The organism is Paraburkholderia sp. BL21I4N1 (assembly GCF_002973525.1).
Taxonomy (GTDB): Bacteria; Pseudomonadota; Gammaproteobacteria; order Burkholderiales; family Burkholderiaceae; genus Paraburkholderia.
This window is the reverse complement of record NZ_PVEN01000008.1, coordinates 145371-164793: the sequence shown is the minus strand read 5'-3', so window position 1 is coordinate 164793 and position 19423 is coordinate 145371. Positions and strand designations below refer to the sequence as shown.

19 protein-coding genes are annotated in these 19423 nt (G+C 63.5%); 7 read left to right on the top strand and 12 right to left on the bottom strand.

Annotated elements, in window-relative coordinates; genetic code table 11:
- Positions 1–78 precede the first annotated feature (78 nt).
- On the bottom strand, positions 79–1608 hold the full coding sequence (gene glpD / locus B0G83_RS21360) for a glycerol-3-phosphate dehydrogenase (RefSeq protein WP_105509397.1): 1530 nt from the start codon (positions 1606–1608) through the stop codon (positions 79–81).
- Between the two features lie 204 nt (positions 1609–1812).
- Here glpD and B0G83_RS21355 point away from each other — a divergent pair, with 204 nt between their 5' ends.
- Positions 1813–2187, top strand: a complete 375-nt coding sequence (locus tag B0G83_RS21355; RefSeq protein ID WP_105509396.1) for a hypothetical protein — start codon at positions 1813–1815, stop codon at positions 2185–2187.
- An 18-nt stretch (positions 2188–2205) separates the two neighbouring features.
- On the opposite strand, the gene B0G83_RS21350 is transcribed toward B0G83_RS21355, so the two are convergent.
- From B0G83_RS21350 to B0G83_RS21340, 3 genes are all read right to left on the bottom strand, one after another.
- Entirely contained in the window at positions 2206–2823 is a 618-nt protein-coding gene (locus tag B0G83_RS21350) for a TetR/AcrR family transcriptional regulator (RefSeq protein WP_105509395.1), read from the bottom strand.
- A 138-nt stretch (positions 2824–2961) separates the two neighbouring features.
- The gene (locus tag B0G83_RS21345) at positions 2962–3159 is read right to left on the bottom strand and encodes a hypothetical protein (protein ID WP_035548469.1); all 198 of its coding nucleotides are present in this window, start codon (positions 3157–3159) and stop codon (positions 2962–2964) included.
- A gap of 405 nt (positions 3160–3564) precedes the next feature.
- A complete protein-coding gene (locus B0G83_RS21340; protein ID WP_105509393.1) occupies positions 3565–4344 on the bottom strand; it encodes a DeoR/GlpR family DNA-binding transcription regulator in 780 nt (259 codons plus the stop codon).
- 352 nt (positions 4345–4696) lie between these two features.
- Here B0G83_RS21340 and B0G83_RS21335 point away from each other — a divergent pair, with 352 nt between their 5' ends.
- The 4 genes from B0G83_RS21335 (at position 4697) to B0G83_RS21320 (ending at position 9564) form a co-directional block, all read left to right on the top strand.
- Positions 4697–6334 carry a gamma-glutamyltransferase family protein gene (locus tag B0G83_RS21335; protein WP_105509553.1) on the top strand — a complete coding sequence of 546 codons (1638 nt, stop codon included), beginning with the start codon at positions 4697–4699 and terminating at the stop codon, positions 6332–6334.
- A gap of 27 nt (positions 6335–6361) precedes the next feature.
- Positions 6362–7741 carry an MFS transporter gene (locus tag B0G83_RS21330; protein ID WP_105509392.1) on the top strand — a complete coding sequence of 460 codons (1380 nt, stop codon included), beginning with the start codon at positions 6362–6364 and terminating at the stop codon, positions 7739–7741.
- A 348-nt stretch (positions 7742–8089) separates the two neighbouring features.
- Positions 8090–8917 carry a ferritin-like domain-containing protein gene (locus B0G83_RS21325; RefSeq protein WP_105509552.1) on the top strand — a complete coding sequence of 276 codons (828 nt, stop codon included), beginning with the start codon at positions 8090–8092 and terminating at the stop codon, positions 8915–8917.
- A gap of 113 nt (positions 8918–9030) precedes the next feature.
- Positions 9031–9564, top strand: a complete 534-nt coding sequence (locus B0G83_RS21320; protein WP_105509391.1) for a hypothetical protein — start codon at positions 9031–9033, stop codon at positions 9562–9564.
- A gap of 61 nt (positions 9565–9625) precedes the next feature.
- On the opposite strand, the gene B0G83_RS21315 is transcribed toward B0G83_RS21320, so the two are convergent.
- From B0G83_RS21315 to B0G83_RS21300, 4 genes are all read right to left on the bottom strand, one after another.
- Positions 9626–11176, bottom strand: coding sequence for a DEAD/DEAH box helicase (locus B0G83_RS21315; protein WP_105509390.1), 1551 nt, complete (start codon positions 11174–11176; stop codon positions 9626–9628).
- A gap of 214 nt (positions 11177–11390) precedes the next feature.
- Complete coding sequence (locus tag B0G83_RS21310) at positions 11391–12011, bottom strand: hemolysin III family protein (protein ID WP_035548452.1); 621 nt, start codon at positions 12009–12011, stop codon at positions 11391–11393.
- A gap of 120 nt (positions 12012–12131) precedes the next feature.
- Positions 12132–13430, bottom strand: a complete 1299-nt coding sequence (locus tag B0G83_RS21305) for a cytochrome c (RefSeq protein ID WP_105509389.1) — start codon at positions 13428–13430, stop codon at positions 12132–12134.
- A gap of 20 nt (positions 13431–13450) precedes the next feature.
- The gene (locus B0G83_RS21300) at positions 13451–14182 is read right to left on the bottom strand and encodes a c-type cytochrome (RefSeq protein ID WP_105509388.1); all 732 of its coding nucleotides are present in this window, start codon (positions 14180–14182) and stop codon (positions 13451–13453) included.
- Positions 14183–14552: 370 nt separating this feature from the next.
- Here B0G83_RS21300 and copC point away from each other — a divergent pair, with 370 nt between their 5' ends.
- The gene (gene copC, locus B0G83_RS21290) at positions 14553–14948 is read left to right on the top strand and encodes a copper homeostasis periplasmic binding protein CopC (RefSeq protein ID WP_105509386.1); all 396 of its coding nucleotides are present in this window, start codon (positions 14553–14555) and stop codon (positions 14946–14948) included.
- Positions 14945–15874, top strand: coding sequence for a CopD family protein (locus B0G83_RS21285; RefSeq protein ID WP_105509385.1), 930 nt, complete (start codon positions 14945–14947; stop codon positions 15872–15874). The genes copC and B0G83_RS21285 overlap by 4 nt, the downstream gene beginning before the upstream one ends.
- 178 nt (positions 15875–16052) lie before the next feature.
- Here B0G83_RS21285 and B0G83_RS21280 read toward each other — a convergent pair whose 3' ends face one another.
- From B0G83_RS21280 to dgoD, 4 genes are all read right to left on the bottom strand, one after another.
- Positions 16053–16274, bottom strand: coding sequence for a YodC family protein (locus tag B0G83_RS21280; protein WP_105509384.1), 222 nt, complete (start codon positions 16272–16274; stop codon positions 16053–16055).
- Positions 16275–16300: 26 nt separating this feature from the next.
- Positions 16301–16603, bottom strand: a complete 303-nt coding sequence (locus B0G83_RS21275; RefSeq protein WP_105509383.1) for a hypothetical protein — start codon at positions 16601–16603, stop codon at positions 16301–16303.
- A gap of 252 nt (positions 16604–16855) precedes the next feature.
- Positions 16856–18109, bottom strand: a complete 1254-nt coding sequence (locus B0G83_RS21270; RefSeq protein WP_258168103.1) for an MFS transporter — start codon at positions 18107–18109, stop codon at positions 16856–16858.
- Between the two features lie 152 nt (positions 18110–18261).
- Positions 18262–19410, bottom strand: a complete 1149-nt coding sequence (gene dgoD / locus B0G83_RS21265) for a galactonate dehydratase (RefSeq protein ID WP_035548440.1) — start codon at positions 19408–19410, stop codon at positions 18262–18264.
- Positions 19411–19423: the final 13 nt, after the last annotated feature.

The window sequence follows — 19423 nt, the reverse complement described above, 5'->3', positions numbered from 1 at the left end:
GTCCCGGCTTGCTTCAGCCGAGGGGTAAAAAGAATCCGGTTTGCCGCGAGCAGCGGGGGCGCTGCTCGCTCGTATTGACTACGCGCTCTGTCGGAACGGTTCGCGGGCGAACCATGCGTCGATGTCTTGCGTGATCGAATCGAGCGTGCCCGGTTCGACGTGCAGGCCGAGTTTCGAACGGCGCCACAGCACGTCCTGAGCGCTGCGCGCCCATTCGGTGTCGCGCAGGTAGGTCAGTTCGGCTTCGTGGAGACCTGGCGCGAAGGCGCGGCCGAGGTCTGCCATGGAGCGTGCGTTGCCGATCACGTGCTTGACGCGCGTGCCGTACGCGCGGGCCAAACGGTGCGCCAGGTCGGCCGGCAGCCATGCGTGCTGCTGCTTGAATTCGGTCAGGAAGCGCTCGAAGTTCGCGTTCGGAATGTCGCCGCCGGGCAGCGGTGCGCCGGCCGTCCACGACGCCGCGCTTTTGTGCAGCGCATGCGAGAGTTTGTCGACGGCTTCTTCCGCGAGCTTGCGGAAGGTGGTGATCTTGCCGCCGAACACCGACAGCAGCGGCGCTTCGCCGGCGGGCGAATCGAGTTCGAGCGAGTAGTCGCGCGTGACCGCCGACGGATTGTCCGCGCCTTCTTCCTCGAGCAGCGGACGTACGCCCGAGTAGGTCCAGCGCACGTCGGCCGGTGAGATTTTCTGCTTGAAGTAGCGGTTGATCGAGTCGCACAGGTACTGCGTTTCGTCGGGTGTGATCGCTACTTGCGACGGGTCGCCGCGGTATTCGATATCGGTCGTGCCGATCAGCGTGTAATCGTGTTCGTACGGAATCGCGAAGATGATGCGCTTGTCCGGATTCTGGAAGATGTACGCGTGATCGTGGTCGAACAGGCGCCGCGTGACGATGTGGCTGCCTTTCACGAGCCGCACGCTGTGCGACGCTTCACGGCCCAACGCGCCGTGCAGCAGTTCGCCGACCCATGGGCCCGCGGCGTTCGCGATCGAGGCGGCGCGCACGTCGAGAATCGTGCCGTCCGCGCGTTTCAGTTGCGCGCGCCATTCGCCGCCGGCGCGCACCGCGCTGACCAGCCGCGTGCGGGTGAGAATCCTCGCGCCGCGCTCTTCGGCGTCCAGCGCGTTCAGCACGACGAGGCGCGCGTCGTTGACCCAACCGTCCGAATACACGAAACCGCGTTTGATCGAATCGACCAGCGGCGCACCTGCAGGATGGTTGCGCATCACGATGCCGCGCGAGCCCGGCAGCATTTCGCGTTTCGCGAGGTGGTCGTACAGGAACAGGCCGGCGCGGATCATCCACGCCGGGCGCAGATCGGGCATGTGCGGCATCACGAAGCGCAGCGGCCACATGATGTGGGGCGCCGCGCGCAACAGCGTTTCACGCTCCTGCAGCGCTTTGCGCACCAGCCCGAACTCGCGGTATTCGAGGTAGCGTAGGCCGCCGTGAATCAGCTTGGTGCTGGCCGACGACGTATGCGCCGCCAGATCGTCCTGTTCGCAGAGCAACACCGACAGGCCGCGGCCCGCCGCATCGCGAGCGATGCCTGCGCCGTTGATCCCGCCGCCCACGACGAGCAAATCGTATCTCGAGCCTTGCGTCACCTGCTGTGTCCTCTGCGTCTGTTTTCGGAAAGCGGTTAGGAAAAACTATCGAACCGATAGTGTTCGTTTGCGAACTTTAATGAACATATTCGAAAAAGTAAAGTTCGCTTGTCTTAGGGGAACCTCTAACTCGGCGGCGGAGGTGGTGGCGCAACGCGCGGCCACGGACGATACTCTCGGCAACAGCCATTTCGAGGTGAATTCATGCGTGGACTTTTGATGATCGGCGCGGCCGTCATGCTCGCGGGATGCGTTGGTACGCCGAGCCTGAACGGCACGATGGGCGCGCCGTCGTTCGTGTCGTTGCAGCAGATGTGCAGCGCCCAGACGGTGGATTACGGCAAGGACGCGCAAGGCGTCTACGCCGCGCTGTTCGACGCTTATGTGGCGAATCGCCACGGCAAGCTGCCGAAAGAGGATTTTTGCGGATTTCAGGCGTCGATCGCTCAGCGCTTCGCGAGCCAAGGTTTAAGCACGGATCCGCAGGTGCGTAATCAGTGGGTCGCGTTCTTTACCGATCAGCGGGCTAAGGCGTTGAGTTGGCGCGCGGCGGTGGATCCGACTCTGCGGAATGGTTGAGGCGCGGGGCGTCGGCTGCTACGGCTGGGCGCCGCGCCATAACATTCGCCGAAGCTGAGCGAGCACGGCTTCCCGCGTCGCGCCGGACTGGCCGAAGGGTTGCTGCGCCTCGGGCAGGGGCAACTGATTAGCGAGTGCGAGCATCGTGAATCCGTGCAAACTCGCCCAGTACGCGTAGCCGATCAGTTGCGGATCGCCTTCCAGCAGTCCCGTGTCGACCAGCCGTTCGAAATGCGCGCTCAGCATCTGCTGCGCACGCAGCGCGGCAGCGGCGAGATCGGGGTAGCCGCCTTCCGGCTGGTTCACGTCGAACATCAAACGGTACGCGTGCGGCTCGTCGAGGGCGAACGCGACATAGGCGTCGCTCACCGCCAGACGATTGTCGACCGACGCGTTTTCCGCCGCGGCTTCGAGATGGGCCGCAAAGCGATTGAACGCGGCGGCACGGACCATCGCGAGAATGTCGTCCTTGTCGCGGAAATAGCGATACGGCGTCATCGCGCTGCAGCCCAACTCTTTCGCCAGTTCGCGCATCGTCACGCCTTGCGCGCCGCGCGTGGCGAACGCGTTCTCGGCGACGCGGCGCATCGCTTCGCGGAATTGCTGGATGTCGTCGGCGGAGAGGGTTTTGGGCATGCGCGAGGGGTGGAAGTCCGTCGCGTCAATTTACTGTGTAAATACGTTGCACACAACAAAAGCGGGCGTTCGGATGAACGTCCGCTTTTCATTCAGAGAAAGTCGTTCAGAGTCGGGCAGGCCGCCGTGCGACGGACGCTACGAAAAACGTTTGATGGCCCGCAATGCGCTGTCGCCGATTTCCGTCACGCGCCACTGTTCGTTGCCCGATGCGAGCCGTTCGAGTTGGACCAATTGGCGTTCCAGCAGGGCGTCGAGTTCTTCTCGCTCCATGTCGACCTGGTGGGGAGCGTCCTTGACGAGCAACAACGTGGCGAATTCATGCGGACTTAGCATCGTTCTCTCCATGTCAAGCAAGCGCGGACGGCCTTGTCGGCAACTGGCGAGGCGCCAGCCAAGTCCGCTAGAGGATCAGGCGGGAAGTACGGTTCACACGACAGATTCACGCAGCCGCCGCTACGCGAAATGCGCAACGGACGCCGGGGAACTGGAGTGTAGTCAACCGCACGTTAAACACCAAAGGGGCCCCAGTAAATTTTCCCTTTGACAATCCGACGCCGTCGAGGCGGTTTGGGACCTCGGCTAAAAGCTTGATTTCACTCGAAGTTTCGCGTGCGCTGCAGCATGGCGGAAAACGCCTGGGCGGCCTGAGCGGAATTTCGCAAAATTCGGCACGACGCGGCGCCAAGCCGTTTTCGACCCCGCGCTAAGTCACTCGCCGCGCATAACAGAACTCGCTGCTTACTCGGCGATATAAACCTGGCAATTCGCCGCCGTCAGCGTCTCGGCCATTTCCGCCGGCGGCGCGGCGTCGGTGAAGAGCGCGTCGATCTGATCCAGATGCCCCTGGCGAACCAGCGCCGGGCGGCCGAATTTGGAGTTGTCGGCGGCGAGAAATACGGTGCGCGCATGTTCGATGATCGCTTCGGCCACACGCACTTCGCGGGTGTCGAAATCGCGCAGCGTGCCGTCCGTTTCGATCGCCGACGTGCCAATGATCGCGAAATCCACCTTGAACTGCCGAATGAAGTCGATCGCCAGTTCGCCCACGATTCCCTTGTCCCAAGGCCGCACAATCCCGCCCGTCACCAGCACCTCGCAATCCGGATAGCCGCTCATCATGCTGGCGACGTTCAGATTGTTGGTGATCACGCGCAGGCCGCGGTGCCGGTTCAGCGCGCGAGCCACTTCCTCGGTGGTCGTGCCGAGGTTGATGAACAGCGACGCCTGGTCTGGAATGTGAGTGGCCACTAACGCCGCAATGCGCCGTTTCTCTTCGTGGAACATGCGCTGACGCGCGGTGTAGGAGACGTTTTCGGAGCTGGTCGGCAGGCTGGCGCCGCCGTGATAGCGGCGCAGCAGATTCATGTCGGCGAGCCAGTTGACGTCGCGGCGGATCGTCTGCGGCGTTACGTCGAAGTGGGCCGCGAGGTCGTCCACGGTCACGAAGCCGTCGCGTTGCACCCACTCCAGCAGTTCCTGTTGCCGGGCATTGAGAGTCAGGCGGGGGTCTCGGGTCATGTGTCTCGGTTCGTGGGTTTTTTGTCGGCGCCGGTCGCCCTCGACGCTGCAAGCTAGTCTGGAAAGGCGGCTGAAGCGTGAACGGGATGGGGCTATTGTAAGACCATCGCCGGGCTTGTCTGCCAGGTCGTGCGACATCCATAAGATACCGGACGACTCGCACTCGATCCATTCAGGCCGATTACGCATTTATTCATTTGATAAATGAATTTGTTTTTTGGGTCAGATCGCGCTGCAATCCGAGGTCCATCGCGGCCTGTATGTGATTCGCATTTGCGCTGTAATTGATTCAATTCCCCCTGGTTGCCGGCTGTCGTCACGAGCCGGCACCGCGCTTTCGAGAGTGTTCGACATGACTGGCTTCAACTGGCAAAACCCTTACCCGACGCCGCGTCTGCCCGTATTCGCGCGCAACATCGTTTCGACTTCGCATCCGCTCGCCGCGCAGGCGGGGCTGCGCATGCTGTGGAAAGGCGGCAATGCCGTCGACGCGGCGATCGCGGCGGCTGCCGCCATCACGGTGGTCGAGCCGGTGTCCTGCGGCCTTGGCGGCGATGCGTTCGCGCTGGTGTGGGACGGTAAGAAGCTGCACGGTCTGAACGCGTCGGGCGTGTCGCCGGCGGCGTGGAACGTCGACTACTTCAAGCGCAAATACGGCGAGGAAAACGGCCTGGCGACGCAACCCAAGCGCGGCTGGGACGCGGTGACGGTGCCCGGCGTGATCGCTGGCTGGGAAGCGCTGCATCAGAAGTTCGGCACGCTGCCGTTTGCCGATCTGATGGAGCCGGCGATCGAAATCGCCGAGCGCGGCCACGCGGTGGCCAGCATCGTCGCCTATAAATGGGCGGCCGCGGTGCCGGAATTGAAGGATCTGCCGGGCTTCGCGCAAACCTTCATGCCGCGCGGCCGCGCGCCGGAAGTGAGCGAACTGGTGCGCTTTCCCGGCCACGCGAAAACGCTGCGCAAGCTTGCCGAGCAAGGTCCGCGCGCGTACTACGAAGGCGAGATCGCCGAACAGATCGCCGCGTTCGCCCGCGAAGGCGGCGCCGCGCTGACCCTCGACGACCTGCGCAACTACCGCGCGGATTGGGTCGAGCCGATCGGCAAGGAATATCGCGGCCATACCGTGCATGAGATTCCGCCGAACGGCCAAGGCATCGCGGCGTTGATCGCGCTGGGCATCCTCGAAAAATTCGACGTGAAGGCGCTGGCGGTCGACAACGTCGAGTCGCAGCACTTGCAGATCGAAGCGATGAAGCTGGCGTTCGCCGACGTCTACCGTTACGTCGCCGATCCGCGTTCCATGGACGTCACGCCCGAGCAGATGCTCGACGACGCGTATCTCACGTCGCGCGCGAAGCTGATCGACCACAAGCGCGCCACGCAGTTCGACTTCGGCATGCCGAAGGCGGGCGGCACGGTCTATATGTCGGTGGCGGACGAGCGCGGCATGATGGTCAGCTTCATTCAATCTAACTACATGGGCTTCGGCTCGGGCATCGTGGTGCCGGACAGCGGCATCGCAATGCAGAACCGCGGCTGTGGATTCTCGATGGATCCGAAGTCGCCGAACGTGGTGGAAGGCGGCAAGCGGCCGTTCCACACGATCATTCCGTCGTTCCTCACGCAGCAGGTGGACGGCCGCCAGGAAGCGGTGATGAGCTTCGGCGTGATGGGCGGCGACATGCAGCCGCAAGGCCATCTGCAATCCATCGTACGGATGCTCGACTACGGCCAGCAGCCGCAGGCCGCCTGCGACGCGCCGCGCTGGAAGGTCAACCGCGACTTCACGATCGACATCGAATCGACGCTCGATCCGCGCACCGCCGAAGCGCTGCAGAAGCTGGGCCACACGATCAAGTCGGTCGACGATCCGTACATGGATTTCGGCTCCGGTCAGTACATCTGGAAGCTTGATCGCAACGAGCCGGAGCGCGGTTACGTGGCGGCGAGCGACAGCCGTCGCGACGGGTTGGCGGCCGGGTTCTGACCGTATCCAGACAAGGCAGGAGACATCATGCATACCCCCGCGCCGCCTTCGGCGGCAGCTTCCCCTCATGCCGCGCCCGCACCGCTTTCCAAAGCCATGGTGCGGCGGATCGTGTTTTCGTCGTCGGTCGGCAATGCGCTCGAGTGGTTCGACTTCCTAGTCTATGGCTACTTCGCCACGATCATCGCCAAACAGTTTTTCCCGATGCAGGACGAGTGGCTGTCGACGCTGCTCGCCATCGCCACCTTCGGCATCTCGTTCCTGATGCGGCCGCTGGGCGCCGTCGTGCTCGGCATGTACGGCGACCGCAAGGGCCGCAAGGCGGCGCTGACGCTCGCCATCGCGCTGATGATGGTCGGCACCTTCACGATGGCCGTGATGCCGCCGTATGCGTCGATCGGACTGGCGGCACCGGTGCTGATCCTGCTCGCGCGACTCGTGCAAGGATTCGCGGTGGGCGGCGAGTTCGGCAGCGCGACGGCCTTCATGGTCGAGCATAGCGCGTCGCGGCGCGGCTATTACGCGAGCTGGCAGTTCGCGAGCCAGGGGCTCGCGGCGATCACGGCCGCGGCCTTCGGCTCGCTGCTGACCGTGTGGATGCCGTCCGAGCAACTCAATAGCTGGGGCTGGCGTCTGCCTTTCGTGTTCGGCTTGCTGGTCGGGCCGGTGGGTTATTACATCCGTTCGCACCTCGACGAAACGCCGGAGTTTCTCGCGCTGAACAAAGCGCGTGAAGCCCGCGAGGCGGCCGGCCTTCGCCCCGTCGCGAACGACGAAGAAGCGAAGGGCGCTTCGTTCGCCAACCAGTGGGTCAATCTGCTGCTCGCGGTGGGCATCGTCGCGCAATCCACGGTAGGCGTGTACGTGCTGCAGTTGTACATGCCGATGTACGCGGGCAAGCAGTTGCACATGCCGGCGGCGGCGTCGTTCGGCGTCGTGGTGCTCAACGGCGGCTTGCAGTTTCTGTTGTCGCCGGTCATGGGGGCGCTGTCGGATCGCATCGGCCGGATTCGCATCATGCTGACGACGTCGGTGCTGATGGGTGCGCTGATCTATCCGATGTTCGCCTTGCTGCAGTCGCATCCCACTATCGGCTGGCTGTTGCTGCTGCAAGGCACGGCCGGTATTTTCAAGGCGGCTTACTCCGGACCGATGCCCGCGCTGATGTCCGAGATATTTCCGACGCAGGTGCGTTCGACCGGCCTTTCCATTGGTTACAGCATTGGCGTGACGATCTTCGGCGGCTTTGCGCCGACGATCGTCGAAACGTTCATTCACTTGACCGGCGACAAACTCGCGCCAAGTTATTACGTGCTGATCGCGGCGGTGTTGTCGGGGTTGTCGCTGGTCGTCGTGGCATTTCGCATGCGCCGGGTGCGTCTGATGCAGGCCGTCCAACCTGCCTGAGCGTATCGATCCGCGCCTTCGGCCAATTTATCGCGGGCCGCTTCGACGCCGCACGAACGGACCTTCTTCAAAGCAAAAGCCAGCTCGTCGAGCTGGCTTTTTTTGCTTCATGCACACTGAGTTTTTGTCAGACCGAAGCGTTCGACTACCCGCGAATTGGAACTGTCAGCACCCGGCATGGTCTGTGCTGGGTTATCTGCAGAGTTGCGAAACACCGGCTAAGATGCAAGATACAAGGGGTTAACTCTAATTCAAAGTGCTGTATCCGACACGGCGGGACCGCCCTGGCGAGAGCAGGCGGTTGCGGGCATGCTCCACGAGTCGATACAGTTTTCGGAGCAAGACACGATGCACACAGAGCTGAACCACGTCATGCCGTGGCGGATCGAGGATATCGACCTCACCCGCATTGATCGGCAGAAGGCGGTTGCCAATGAAGATCTGCTGCTGCTGCTGTGCGCCGCTTCGTTTATCGAAAGCGGCACTGATCTTTATACAAGCAATCTAAGTACTTTTTTTGACGGCGATCCGGAAGTGTCGGCCTGGCTCAACAACGAGTGGGAGCCGGAGGAAATGCAGCATGGCCGCGCGCTCAAAACCTACATCGCTTATGTGTGGCCGGAGTTCGACTGGGACAAGGCATTCAGCCAGTTCATGGAGGAGTATTCGCTGACCTGTTCGGTGGAAGACTTCGAAAAGACGCGCGCGCTCGAAATGGTGGCGCGCTGCGTGGTGGAAACCGGTACGGCCACGCTGTATCGCGCGATCGGGGAATGCTCGGACGAACCGGTGCTCAAAGAGATTACGGACAACATCCGTATCGACGAAGTCCGTCACTACAAGCACTTTTTCCGGTTCTTCAAGAAGTACAACAAGATCGAAGGTAACGGCCGTCTCGCGGTGCTCGGCGCGTTGATGCGCCGCGTGATGGAGATGAAGAACGAAGACTCGGAGATCGCGTTGCGGCATGTGTTCGCGGTGCGTTATCCGGAACGCGTGCACGACTCGGCGTACAACCGCGAACGCGCGGCGCGGATCAATTCGCTGGTGCGGCGCAATCTGTCGGCCGATATGTGCGTAAAGATGTTGCTCAAGCCGCTCGATCTGCCGGCGCGCATTCAGCCCGGCGTGCATTACCCGCTGGCGAAGATCACGCATTATGTTTTCTTCCGCTGATCGCCTGCTCGACGTCAACGTTTGATGAAGCAAATGGCCCGCTTACGCGGGCCATTTGCTTTTCGAGGCATGATGCGAACTTCGACTATGACTCGTTATCGGACCGGCACACCATGAGCGATTCTCCCGCACCCGAACGTCCGCTCGAACAGACCGTGTTCGATGAATGGCCCGACGCCGTACGCGCGTTGTTCGACGGTTCGTCGCTGACGAGCAAGGCGGGCTTTACCGCGTCGCTGTTGAGCGTCGATACGAATGGCCACATCCGTACCTCGCTACTCGGCGTCGGCGAGTTGTATGCGCCCGATTCGCGCACGCTCTGCATTGCGTTGTGGCCGTTAGCAAGAGCGACGCGCGCAATCACGCAAAGCGGGCGCGCTGCGCTGAGCTTCGTTTGCGATGAGGCGTTCTATCAGGTGCAGTTGCGCGTCAAGCCATTAGCGAGCGTGGCAGGCGACGACAGCGGGCTGGTCTATCTGATCGGTTCGATCGACACGGCGGAGGCGCAGAGCGTGCGTTATGCGCGTCTGACGAGCGGCATTACGTTCGAACTGGCAGAGGAGAGGGAGGCGGTGCTCGATCGATGGGAACGGCAGATCGAGCACCTGAAGCAGGCGGCGGCTGGGGCCAGCCGCCTTGACGTGTAATGTTACTTAGCGCTTACCGCGTAGCGCTCAACCGCTTATCGGCTTAGCGCTTAAACGCGGCTCAACGCCCGCGCTGACCACTACGCGACGGCTGGCCGCCACGCGGCGCATCGTTGCGCGGCTTCGCGCCGCCCAGCAAGGCGCCCGGATTGCCACCTTGCGGCTTGCTGCCCTGCGGCTTGCGCGGCGCATGCTGCGCGCCGCTGCCTTCATGTGCAACCGCGCGCGGACGGTCGTCCTGGCGCTGGCCGTCGCGGCGCGGCTGGCCGCCGTTGCCGGCCGGCTTCGCGCCTTGCGGCTTCGGCTGTTGCTGGCCGCCGGCCGGGCGTTGACCCGAGCGTTGCGCCGGCTTCGCGGCACCCGCGCCATCGCGCTTCGGTGCGCCCTGGCCCTGACGCGGCGAACGTCCGCCACCATTACCGCCGCCGCCTTGGCCGCGGCGCAGAATCGGTTCCGGCTTCGCGGTCGGGTCCGGCTCGAAACCGGCGATCACTTCCTGCGGCACCGGACGCTTGATCAGCTTCTCGATGTCCTTCAGCAATTGCAATTCGTCGACGCAGACCAGCGAAATCGCTTCGCCCGTCGCGCCCGCGCGACCCGTGCGGCCGATGCGGTGCACGTAGTCTTCCGGCACGTTCGGCAGATCGAAGTTGACCACGTGCGGCAGTTGATCGATATCGATACCGCGCGCGGCAATGTCGGTCGCTACCAGCACCTGCAGCGTGCCGTCCTTGAACTCGGCGAGCGCGCGCGTACGTGCCGACTGGCTCTTGTTGCCGTGAATCGCGAGGGCGCTGATGTCGTCCTTGGTCAATTGCTCGGCCAGACGATTCGCGCCGTGCTTGGTGCGCGTGAAGACCAGCACCTGGAACCAGTTGTGTTGCTTGATCAGATGCGTGAGCAGCTCGCGCTTCTTGTCGCGATCCACCGGGTGAATCTTTTGTGCGACCGTTTCCGCCGTGGTGTTACGTCGCGCGACTTCGATCAGCGCCGGCGAGTCGAGCAGATTGTCGGCGAGCGTCTTGATCTCGTCCGAGAAGGTCGCGGAGAACAGCAAGTTCTGACGCTTGGGCGGCAGCTTCGCGAGCACGCGCTTGATGTCGTGGATGAAACCCATGTCGAGCATGCGGTCGGCTTCGTCGAGCACGAGAATCTCGAGATGCGACAGGTCGATGGTCTTCTGCTGCATGTGATCGAGCAGACGGCCCGGCGTCGCAACGACGATGTCCACGCCGCTGCGCAGCGCACCGATCTGCGGATTGATGCCGACGCCGCCGAACATCACAGTCGACTTCAGCTTCAGATACTTGCCATACGCGCGCACGCTTTCTTCGACCTGCGCGGCCAGTTCACGCGTCGGCGTGAGGATCAGCGCGCGCACGGCGCGCTTGCCGGAACCCGTCGTGACGGCCGGCATGGAGTTCAGACGCTGCAGGATCGGCAGCGTGAAGCCGGCGGTCTTGCCGGTACCTGTTTGCGCGCCGGCCAGCAGATCGCCGCCGTTGAGCACGGCCGGAATAGCCTGGGTCTGAATCGGAGTCGGGGTGGTGTAGCCGAGTTCGTGTACAGCGCGGACCAGCGGTTCGGACAAGCCGAGGGAATCAAAAGACATAAAAGATCTTTGCAATGCAGTTTCGCGAACGGCACATAGGGGCCCAAACAGGCATGAACGCGGCATCGACACACCCGCATGGCGTGTTCGAGGCCCCGAGCCCAGTTCCGGTCGCAGAGAAATCGGCGGCACGCGGGACACGCATGCCGAATGCTTCAACGCGCTATCAAGACACGTTGACTGGCCTTAAGTTGCATTTCGCCGCCGTGGCGTGTCACGCGACGTAGCGCGCGACACTGACGAATTGACACAGACTGCCCGCCAGTACGAACAGGTGCCAGATACCATGTCCGTGCCGGATGCGCTCGTCGTTGATGAAGAAGTAGATGCCGGCGCTATAGATGATCCCGCCGGCCACGAGCCAGGCGGTACCCGCTGCTGGTAAAGCTTGCACCAGCGGGCGGACGGCAACGAGCGCGAGCCATCCCATCAACACATACAGCACCATCGAAACGCTGCGGGTGCGTCGCCCGAGCGTCAGTTCCTGCACGATGCCGAGAGCGGCAAGCCCCCAGCTTACGCCGAATAACGACCAGCCCCACGGTCCGCGCAATGTGACTAGCGTGAACGGGGTGTAGCTGCCGGCGATCAGCAGGTAGATCGCCGAATGGTCGCATTTCTGCAGAACCGCTTTGACACGCGGGTTGCGCACGCTGTGGTAAAGCGTCGAGATAGCATACAGCACGATCAGCATCGCACCGTACACACTGAAGCTGACCACCTTGTACGCGTCGCCGTCGAGCGCGCCCATCGTGACGAGCGTTGCCAGCCCCGCCACCGACAGCACGGCGCCGACGAGGTGGGTAATGCTGTTGAAACGCTCACCGACATGCACGACTCTTTCCTCCTGCGCGGTTTCATCGGACTAAAAGTGCCCCTATGATACCGGTCCTGAAAAAACGAAGGGCGCGGCCGCGTTGTCCGCAGGCCGCGCCCAGGGTGTGACGAACGCTACTTAGTCGAGCGGCGCCGAACGCAGATCGGACACTTGCTGCGGCGACACGGCCGTGCCGTGATTGCCCCACGACATCCGGATGTACGTCACGACAGCGGCGACTTCCGTGTTCGACAGCGCCTGCGCGAACGGCGGCATGCCGTACGGATGCGGGTTGCCGTCCGTGCTCGGCGGGTAACCGCCGTTCAGCACCATACGGATCGGGTTGACCGCCGACGGCATCTGGATCGACTGGTTATTCGCCAGCGGCGGGAACGACGGCGGCATGCCGAGGCCGTTTTCCGCGTGACACTTCGCGCAGTTGTCAGCGTAGATCTTCTGACCTTGTTTCAACAGTTCGCCGCCGAACTTTTCCGACGTTTCGAGCTGCAGCGATTCCGGCGCTTCGCTCTTCTGCGGAATCGTCTTCAGGTACGTGGCCATCGCGTTGATGTCCGCGTCCGACATGTACTGCAGGCTGTTGTGAACCACTTCGGCCATCGGACCGAACACCGCGCCGCGGCTCGACACGCCGGTCTTCAGCAGGTCGGCGATGTCTTTGGTTTCCCAGTCGCCGAGGCCGGCTTCCTTGTTCGACGTCAGCGACGGCGCGTACCAGTTCTGCAGCGGAATCAGGCCGCCGGCAAACGCCGCCGAGCTGACCGGGCCGCCCATGGCGTTGATCGACGTGTGGCACATGCCGCAGTGGCCAAGGCCTTCGATCAGGTAAGCGCCGCGGTTCCATTCAACCGATTTGGTCGGGTCCGCCTTGTACTCGCCTTCACGGAAGAACAGCGTGCGCCAGCCGATCAGCATGTTGCGCTGGTTGAACGGGAATTTCAGTTCGTGCGGACGGCTCGCCACGTTGACCGGCGCGACCGAACGCAGATACGCGTAGATCGCGTCCGAGTCGGCGCGCGTGACCTTCGTGTAGCTGGTGAACGGGAAGCCCGGATACAGCAGACTGCCGTCTTTCGACCGGCCGGTGTGCATGGCGCGGTAGAAGTCGTCCTGGGTCCACTTGCCGATACCGTATTGATCGTCGGGCGTGATGTTCGGCGTGAACATCGTGCCGAACGGCGTGGCCATGGGCAGGCCGCCGGCGAATTGCTTGCCGCCGCGCACCGTGTGGCAGGCGATACAGTCGCCGGCGCGGGCGAGGTACTCGCCCTTCTTGATCAACGCGGCCTGGTCGGCGGGCGTTGCGGCCATGGCGGAACCGTTGTGCAGGTTGTCGCCGCCCGACCACAGGACGGGAACGAGCGCGGCAGCGGCTACGACGATGACTGCCGAGAGGGCGAATAAAGACTTGCGTTTCATTTAGTGTCTCTCCCGGTGCCTTATTGCGGTTCGCTGCCGCAGGCAAGCGGAGTCTTCATCGAGCGGGCCGGAGCCGGCACGGGGTTTTGCGGAGCCTTCTGCGTGGCAAGCCACGAAGCGACGGCGTTCACATCTTCGTCGGTGAGGCGCGTGGCGATGGTATGCATGCAATCAGGCGCGATCGCGTGACGCGAACCCGAGCGCCAGGCGCCGAGCTGCGCGCTGATGTAATCGGCGTGCAAGCCGACCAGACCCGGGATCGCCGGTTCCATACCGGTCAAGCCCTTGCCGTGGCAGGCCGCGCAAGCCGGAATCTGTTTCGTGGTGTCGCCGTTCAGCACGATCTGCTGGCCGCGCGCGAGCGTGGTTTGCGACACCGTCGGCTTGGCCGGCGCCGGATACGGCGGACGCTGTTGCGAGAAATAAGTCGCGATCTGATGAAGGTAGTCGTCGGAGAGATACGTGACGAGGTAGTTCATGGGCGGGTACTTGCGGCGCCCTTCGCGGAAATTCTGGAGCTGGTTGTACAGATAGTCGGCCGGCTTGCCCGCGAGACGGGGGAAGTAGTCGTTGTCCGTACCCTGGCCGTGGGTGCCGTGACACGCCGTGCACCCTTGCACGCGCGCTTCCATCGTGTCGGGGGCCTTCGGTTGAGTCTGCGCTTTCGCAGCGCTATAGACACCCGCGGAGCCGATCAGCAGAAGGGCGAGCAACGGGCGGAAAAGGCGTCTTGAAGACACGCGTAACTCCATCAATATCGGGGACCTGACCGAACTTCGAGCGGCTCGGTGTGAAGGGCAGCCGGCGCTGCGGCGACGCAGCATTCTATCATCGAAGGCTGATGCTGACTATTTGGCACATTAGAGAAGGTTCCGTGTGTCACCGCGATGCGACAGTTTGACGCGGCGTCTGTGTCGTGTTGCCTGCCGGCGATTCGACGTCCGACGCTTGCGGCCAGGCGCCGGGATCGCGTCCTTGGCGCCGCCGAAAACAAACCCGGTGGAACCGACGCGCGCATCGGCCATCGAAGCGTACACTTCCGGGCTCGCCGGCCGCTGTCCGGCCCGGACGTGACCCGGTTCGACGTCCACCGTTTTCCTGATCATCCGCTATCGGCCTTACATGAAGCTATTCAAATTTTCCCGTACGACGTCGCGTGCGTTGGCGCTCGGCGTCGCGGCGCTGCTTGGCGCGTCCACGGCGTCGACCGCGTTCGCACATGCGCATCTGGTGTCGAGCGAGCCGGCGGCGAACGCCGCGGTCGCCGCGCCCGCCGAAGTGACCCTCCATTTCACCGAGCCGCTCGAGCCCGCGTTCAGCCGGATCGAACTGGCCGACGCGAGCGGCAAGGCCGCGCTGCCGGCGGCCTCGGCGCCCTCGCTGGTCGATAAGGACGACGCCAAAGTCATGCATCTGCCGCTGCCGCCATTGAGCGCGGGCCGCTACGCGGTGCATTGGACGGCGGTGGCCACGGACGGCCATCGGACCCAGGGCACCTTCGCGTTTATCGTCCAATGAGCTTCGACGGATTGTGGATCGGGCAGGTCGCCATGGCCGCGCTCATGAACGTCGCGTTTGCGTTTGCCGTCGGTTCGGCGCTGCTCGGCGCGTGGCTCGCCAAAGACGCGCAGACCAAGATCTCGCCGGCTCGTCCGGCCTGGTTGCGCGCGCAACGCTCGATGCTGACCGCCACCGTCGTGCTGGTGCTCGCCGACCTCGGCTGGCTGCTGTACCAGGCGGCGTCGATGAGTGGCGTCGCGTTGCCGGCGGCCATCGGCGTGGTGCCGACCGTGCTGACGCAAACCCACGTCGGCTACGGCTGGAGCGTGGCGTTCGCGGGTGCGCTGGTGTTGCTCGGCACGGCCATGACGACTCATGCCGGCATGGTGCGCAATGCGCTGCTGTGGCTCGCGGTAATCGCGGTCGCGGCCGGCAAGGCGTCGCTCGGTCATGCGGCCGATGCCGGAGTGGCGTCGGCGGCGATCGGCATGCAGACGCTGCACGTGCTGGTGACCGGCGTGTGGGGCGGACTCGCGATGGCGGCTGGACTCTCGGTGCTGCCGGCGCTCGGCACGTCGACCGCGCGCGGCATGCTGATCCGCACGGCGACGCAAGTGTCGAACGTGTCGGTAGTGGCGGTCGCGCTGGTGCTGCTGTCGGGTGTTTTCAACGCGGTACGCGGCTCGGGCGGTTCGTTCGAAGCCATCGAACTGAGCACGTGGGGCCATGTGCTGATGCTCAAGCTCGCGCTGGTCGGGATGGCGCTCGTGCTCGGCGGGCTCAACCGTTTCTTGGCGTTGCCGCGCCTGCGCCGCACGGCGTCGACGATGGACGCGCATACCTTCGTCAACGTGCTCTATCTGGAAGCGCTGGCGATGATCGGCGTGTTCGTCGCGGCGGCCGCGCTGTCGCATAGCGTGCCGGCGTTCGCGGCGTTGGGTTGAGCGGTGCGCGTGGGCCGCGCTGGCTCACGCGTCGACCGTGTCCGTCTTGCGCCACTTCTGCAACACCCATCCGCCAGATAACGCTCACGAAGCAGATAAAAAAAGCGCCGCACGGCAAAAGCGTGCGGCGCAAGACACACGGTCGCCTGGCGGTGGCCAGCACATCCGTTACTGCTCTTTAGGCGGCGAGCGCATGACTCGCCCGCTCCAGGGTCTCCTCGGGAAACATCTCCTGCTGTAGCTCGCCCGCGTCGCTGAACCACTGGCAGATCAGCCAGTTGCCCGGTGCGAACAGCACGGGGCCGTTCCAGATGGCTGTCATCGGACGCCCGCCTGACTTCAGCCTCAGTACCTCGCCCGCGCGATACGCGGATGTCGCGCGTCGCCTTGTCAATCGCATGGTGGGCTCCCGTCGAACGAGTCCGCTTACTCGAAGCCGAGCCGGTGGCCGAGGATCGGCGCGCAGAACAACGCGATCGCGCAGCCGGCGGCCTTGCCTTCGAGTTCGGCGCCCGCGGTGCGCGAGCCGTACAGGTGCGTCAGCAGATCGAACAGCTGGGGCAGGCAATAGATCACCGCCGCGCCGATGAAGCATTTCTCGATCACCGAGATGCGCCAGCCGCGTTCGAATGCGAGCGCCGCGCCGACGATGCGCAGTACGCCGAACATGACCAGTGCGCCGACGGCGGCCTGTTCGCGGATCAGATAGTCAGGAAGGAATTCGCCCATGATGGTCCCCGATGCATGTGGTGTTTGCATGCATTTGAGCAAGGACCGGGCCATGTGTATGTCTGATGCCGAACAATCTGCTGGTAAGCCTTGATGGATAAGGCTTTGCGCGGAAACGGCAGGAGCCTTGGGCGAGCCCGTAAACGCCTGTTCGAGCCGGTTTGGTCCGGAGTGTTACGTTACTGCGACGGCCCGCGCGTCACGTCACCGTAACGCGCGGGCAAGCGGTTTGAGCGAAGCATTGACGAAGCTTCATCGAATCCGTTCGATCTTCCCGACGAGGAACAGATAGGACAGCGCGCCGACCACGCCGACAGCGCTCATGAACACCAGCGCCGGTTTGAAATCGTTGTTCCTGACGATAAAACCGATCACCACCGGCACGCAGATCGACGACAGATTGCCCATCAGGTTGAACATGCCGCCGGTGAGACCGAGCAATTCCTTCTTCGCCATCGACGACACCAGCACCCACGTGATCGACGAAAAACCGCTGCCGAAAAACGCGATCGCCATGAACAGAATGACCATGGCCGGCGTCTCGACATAGTTCGCGCCGACGATCGCCGTGGACAGCAGCAACCCCGTCACGATCGGCGCCTTACGCGCCACGGTGACCGACACGCCGCGCCGTATCATCCAGTCCGATAGCAACCCCGAAGCCAGAATGCCGACGAACGCGGCGAGAAACGGCACGGCCGCCATGAAGCCGGCTTTCAGGAAGTCCATGTGCCGGTATTTGACGAGGTAAGTGGGGAACCAGGTGAGGAAGAACCACAGCGTCGAGGTCACCGCGATCTGTCCGATATACACGCCCCACAGCTTGCGGTTGCCGAGCACGGCGCGCCAGTCGGCGGCGCCGTAACGGGTGCGGCGCGGTTTCGCCGAGCCGCTCGATTCGTCGGATCGACCCAGATCGACGAGTCCGCCGCCCGCGCGGATCGTCTCGAGTTCGGCTTCGTTGATATCCGTTGCTTCCGACGGTTCGCGATACGACGCGTACCACACCAATCCCCACAGCACGCCGACCGCGCCGGTCAGAAAGAACACGCCCTGCCAGCCGAAATGCTGCTGCGTGAGCACGAGCGCGGGCGTCAGGAACGCGAGACCGACGTACTGACCCGACGTGTAGCTGGCGATCGCGCGGGCCCGTTCGTTGTCGGGAAACCAGGTCGTGACGACCCGGTTGAGCGTCGGATAGGCCGGCGCCTCCAGCGCGCCGAGCAGCACACGCAGCGAGAGCAGTACCGCGAACGCGCTGGCGAAGCCTTGCAGGATCGTCGCGAGCGACCACAGGCCGATAACGAGCGCCAGCAGCAGGCGCGGCCGCGTGCGGTCCACCAGCATGCCGCCCGGAATCTGCAGCAGCGCGTACGACCAGCCGAACGCGGAAAACACCAGCCCCATTTGCGCCGGATCCAGTTGCAGATCCTGAGCGATGGCAGTGGCGGCGATCGACAGATTGCTGCGGTCGAGATACGTGATGACCACGGTGATGAACAGCATCGCGAGCAGGCGGTGGCGTTTGCCGGTTGCTCGCGACTGGATGTGGGTTGTCTCCACTGAGGGTGTCCTCGGGTTGGTTTTTTTCGTGGTCCGAAAGTGAAAGCGAAAGCGCAAAGCAAAACGCCGCCCTCGGGCGGCGTTCATCGATGCATTTACCACTCGGCGACGCTGCCGTCCTCGTGGCGCCACACCGGATTGCGCCAGCGGTGGCCGACCTTCGCCATCTCGCGCACCTTCTCTTCGTTGACCTCGATGCCCAGACCCGGGCCCTGCGGAATCGACACGAAGCCGTCTTCGTACTTGAAGACTTCCGGATTCTTGATGTAGTCGAGCAGGTCGTTGCCCTGGTTGTAGTGAATCCCCAGGCTCTGTTCCTGGATGAACGCGTTGTAGCTCACCGCGTCGATCTGCAGGCAGGTGGCCAGCGCGATCGGGCCGAGCGGGCAATGCAGCGCGAGCGCGACGTCGTACGCTTCGGCCATCGACGCAATCTTGCGGCACTCGGTGATCCCGCCCGCGTGCGACGCGTCCGGCTGAATGATGTCGACGTAGCCGCCCGACAGAATGTGCTTGAAGTCCCAGCGCGAATACAGGCGTTCGCCGAGCGCGATCGGCGTGTTGGTCTGGTTGACGATGTCGCGCAGCGCCTCGGCGTTTTCCGACAACACCGGTTCTTCGATGAAGAGCAGTTTGTACGGGTCGAGTTCTTTCGCCAGCACCTTCGCCATCGGCTTGTGCACGCGGCCGTGGAAATCCACGCCGATGCCGATGTTCGGTCCGACCGCCTCGCGCACCGCCGCTACGTTGTTGATCACGCCCTGCACCTTGTCGAAGGTGTCGATGATCTGCAGCTCTTCCGAGCCGTTCATCTTGACCGCCTTGAAGCCGCGTTCGACCACGGCGCGCGCATTATTCGCGACGTCGCTCGGACGGTCGCCGCCGATCCACGAATACACCTTGATCTTGTCGCGCACCTGGCCGCCGAGCAGCGCATGAATCGGCACGCCATGATGCTTGCCCTTGATGTCCCACAGCGCCTGGTCGACGCCGGCAATTGCGCTCATGGTGATCGGGCCGCCGCGATAGAAGCCCGCGCGGTACATGACCTGCCAATGGTCTTCGATCAGCAGCGGGTCTTTGCCGATCAGGTAGTCGGCCAGTTCTTCCACGGCCGCCGCGACCGTGTGCGCGCGCCCTTCCACCACCGGCTCGCCCCAGCCGACGATGCCCTCGTCGGTTTCGATCTTCAGGAAACACCAGCGCGGCGGGACGATGAAGGTTTCGAGCTTGGTGATTTTCATGGTGCGTGTCTCC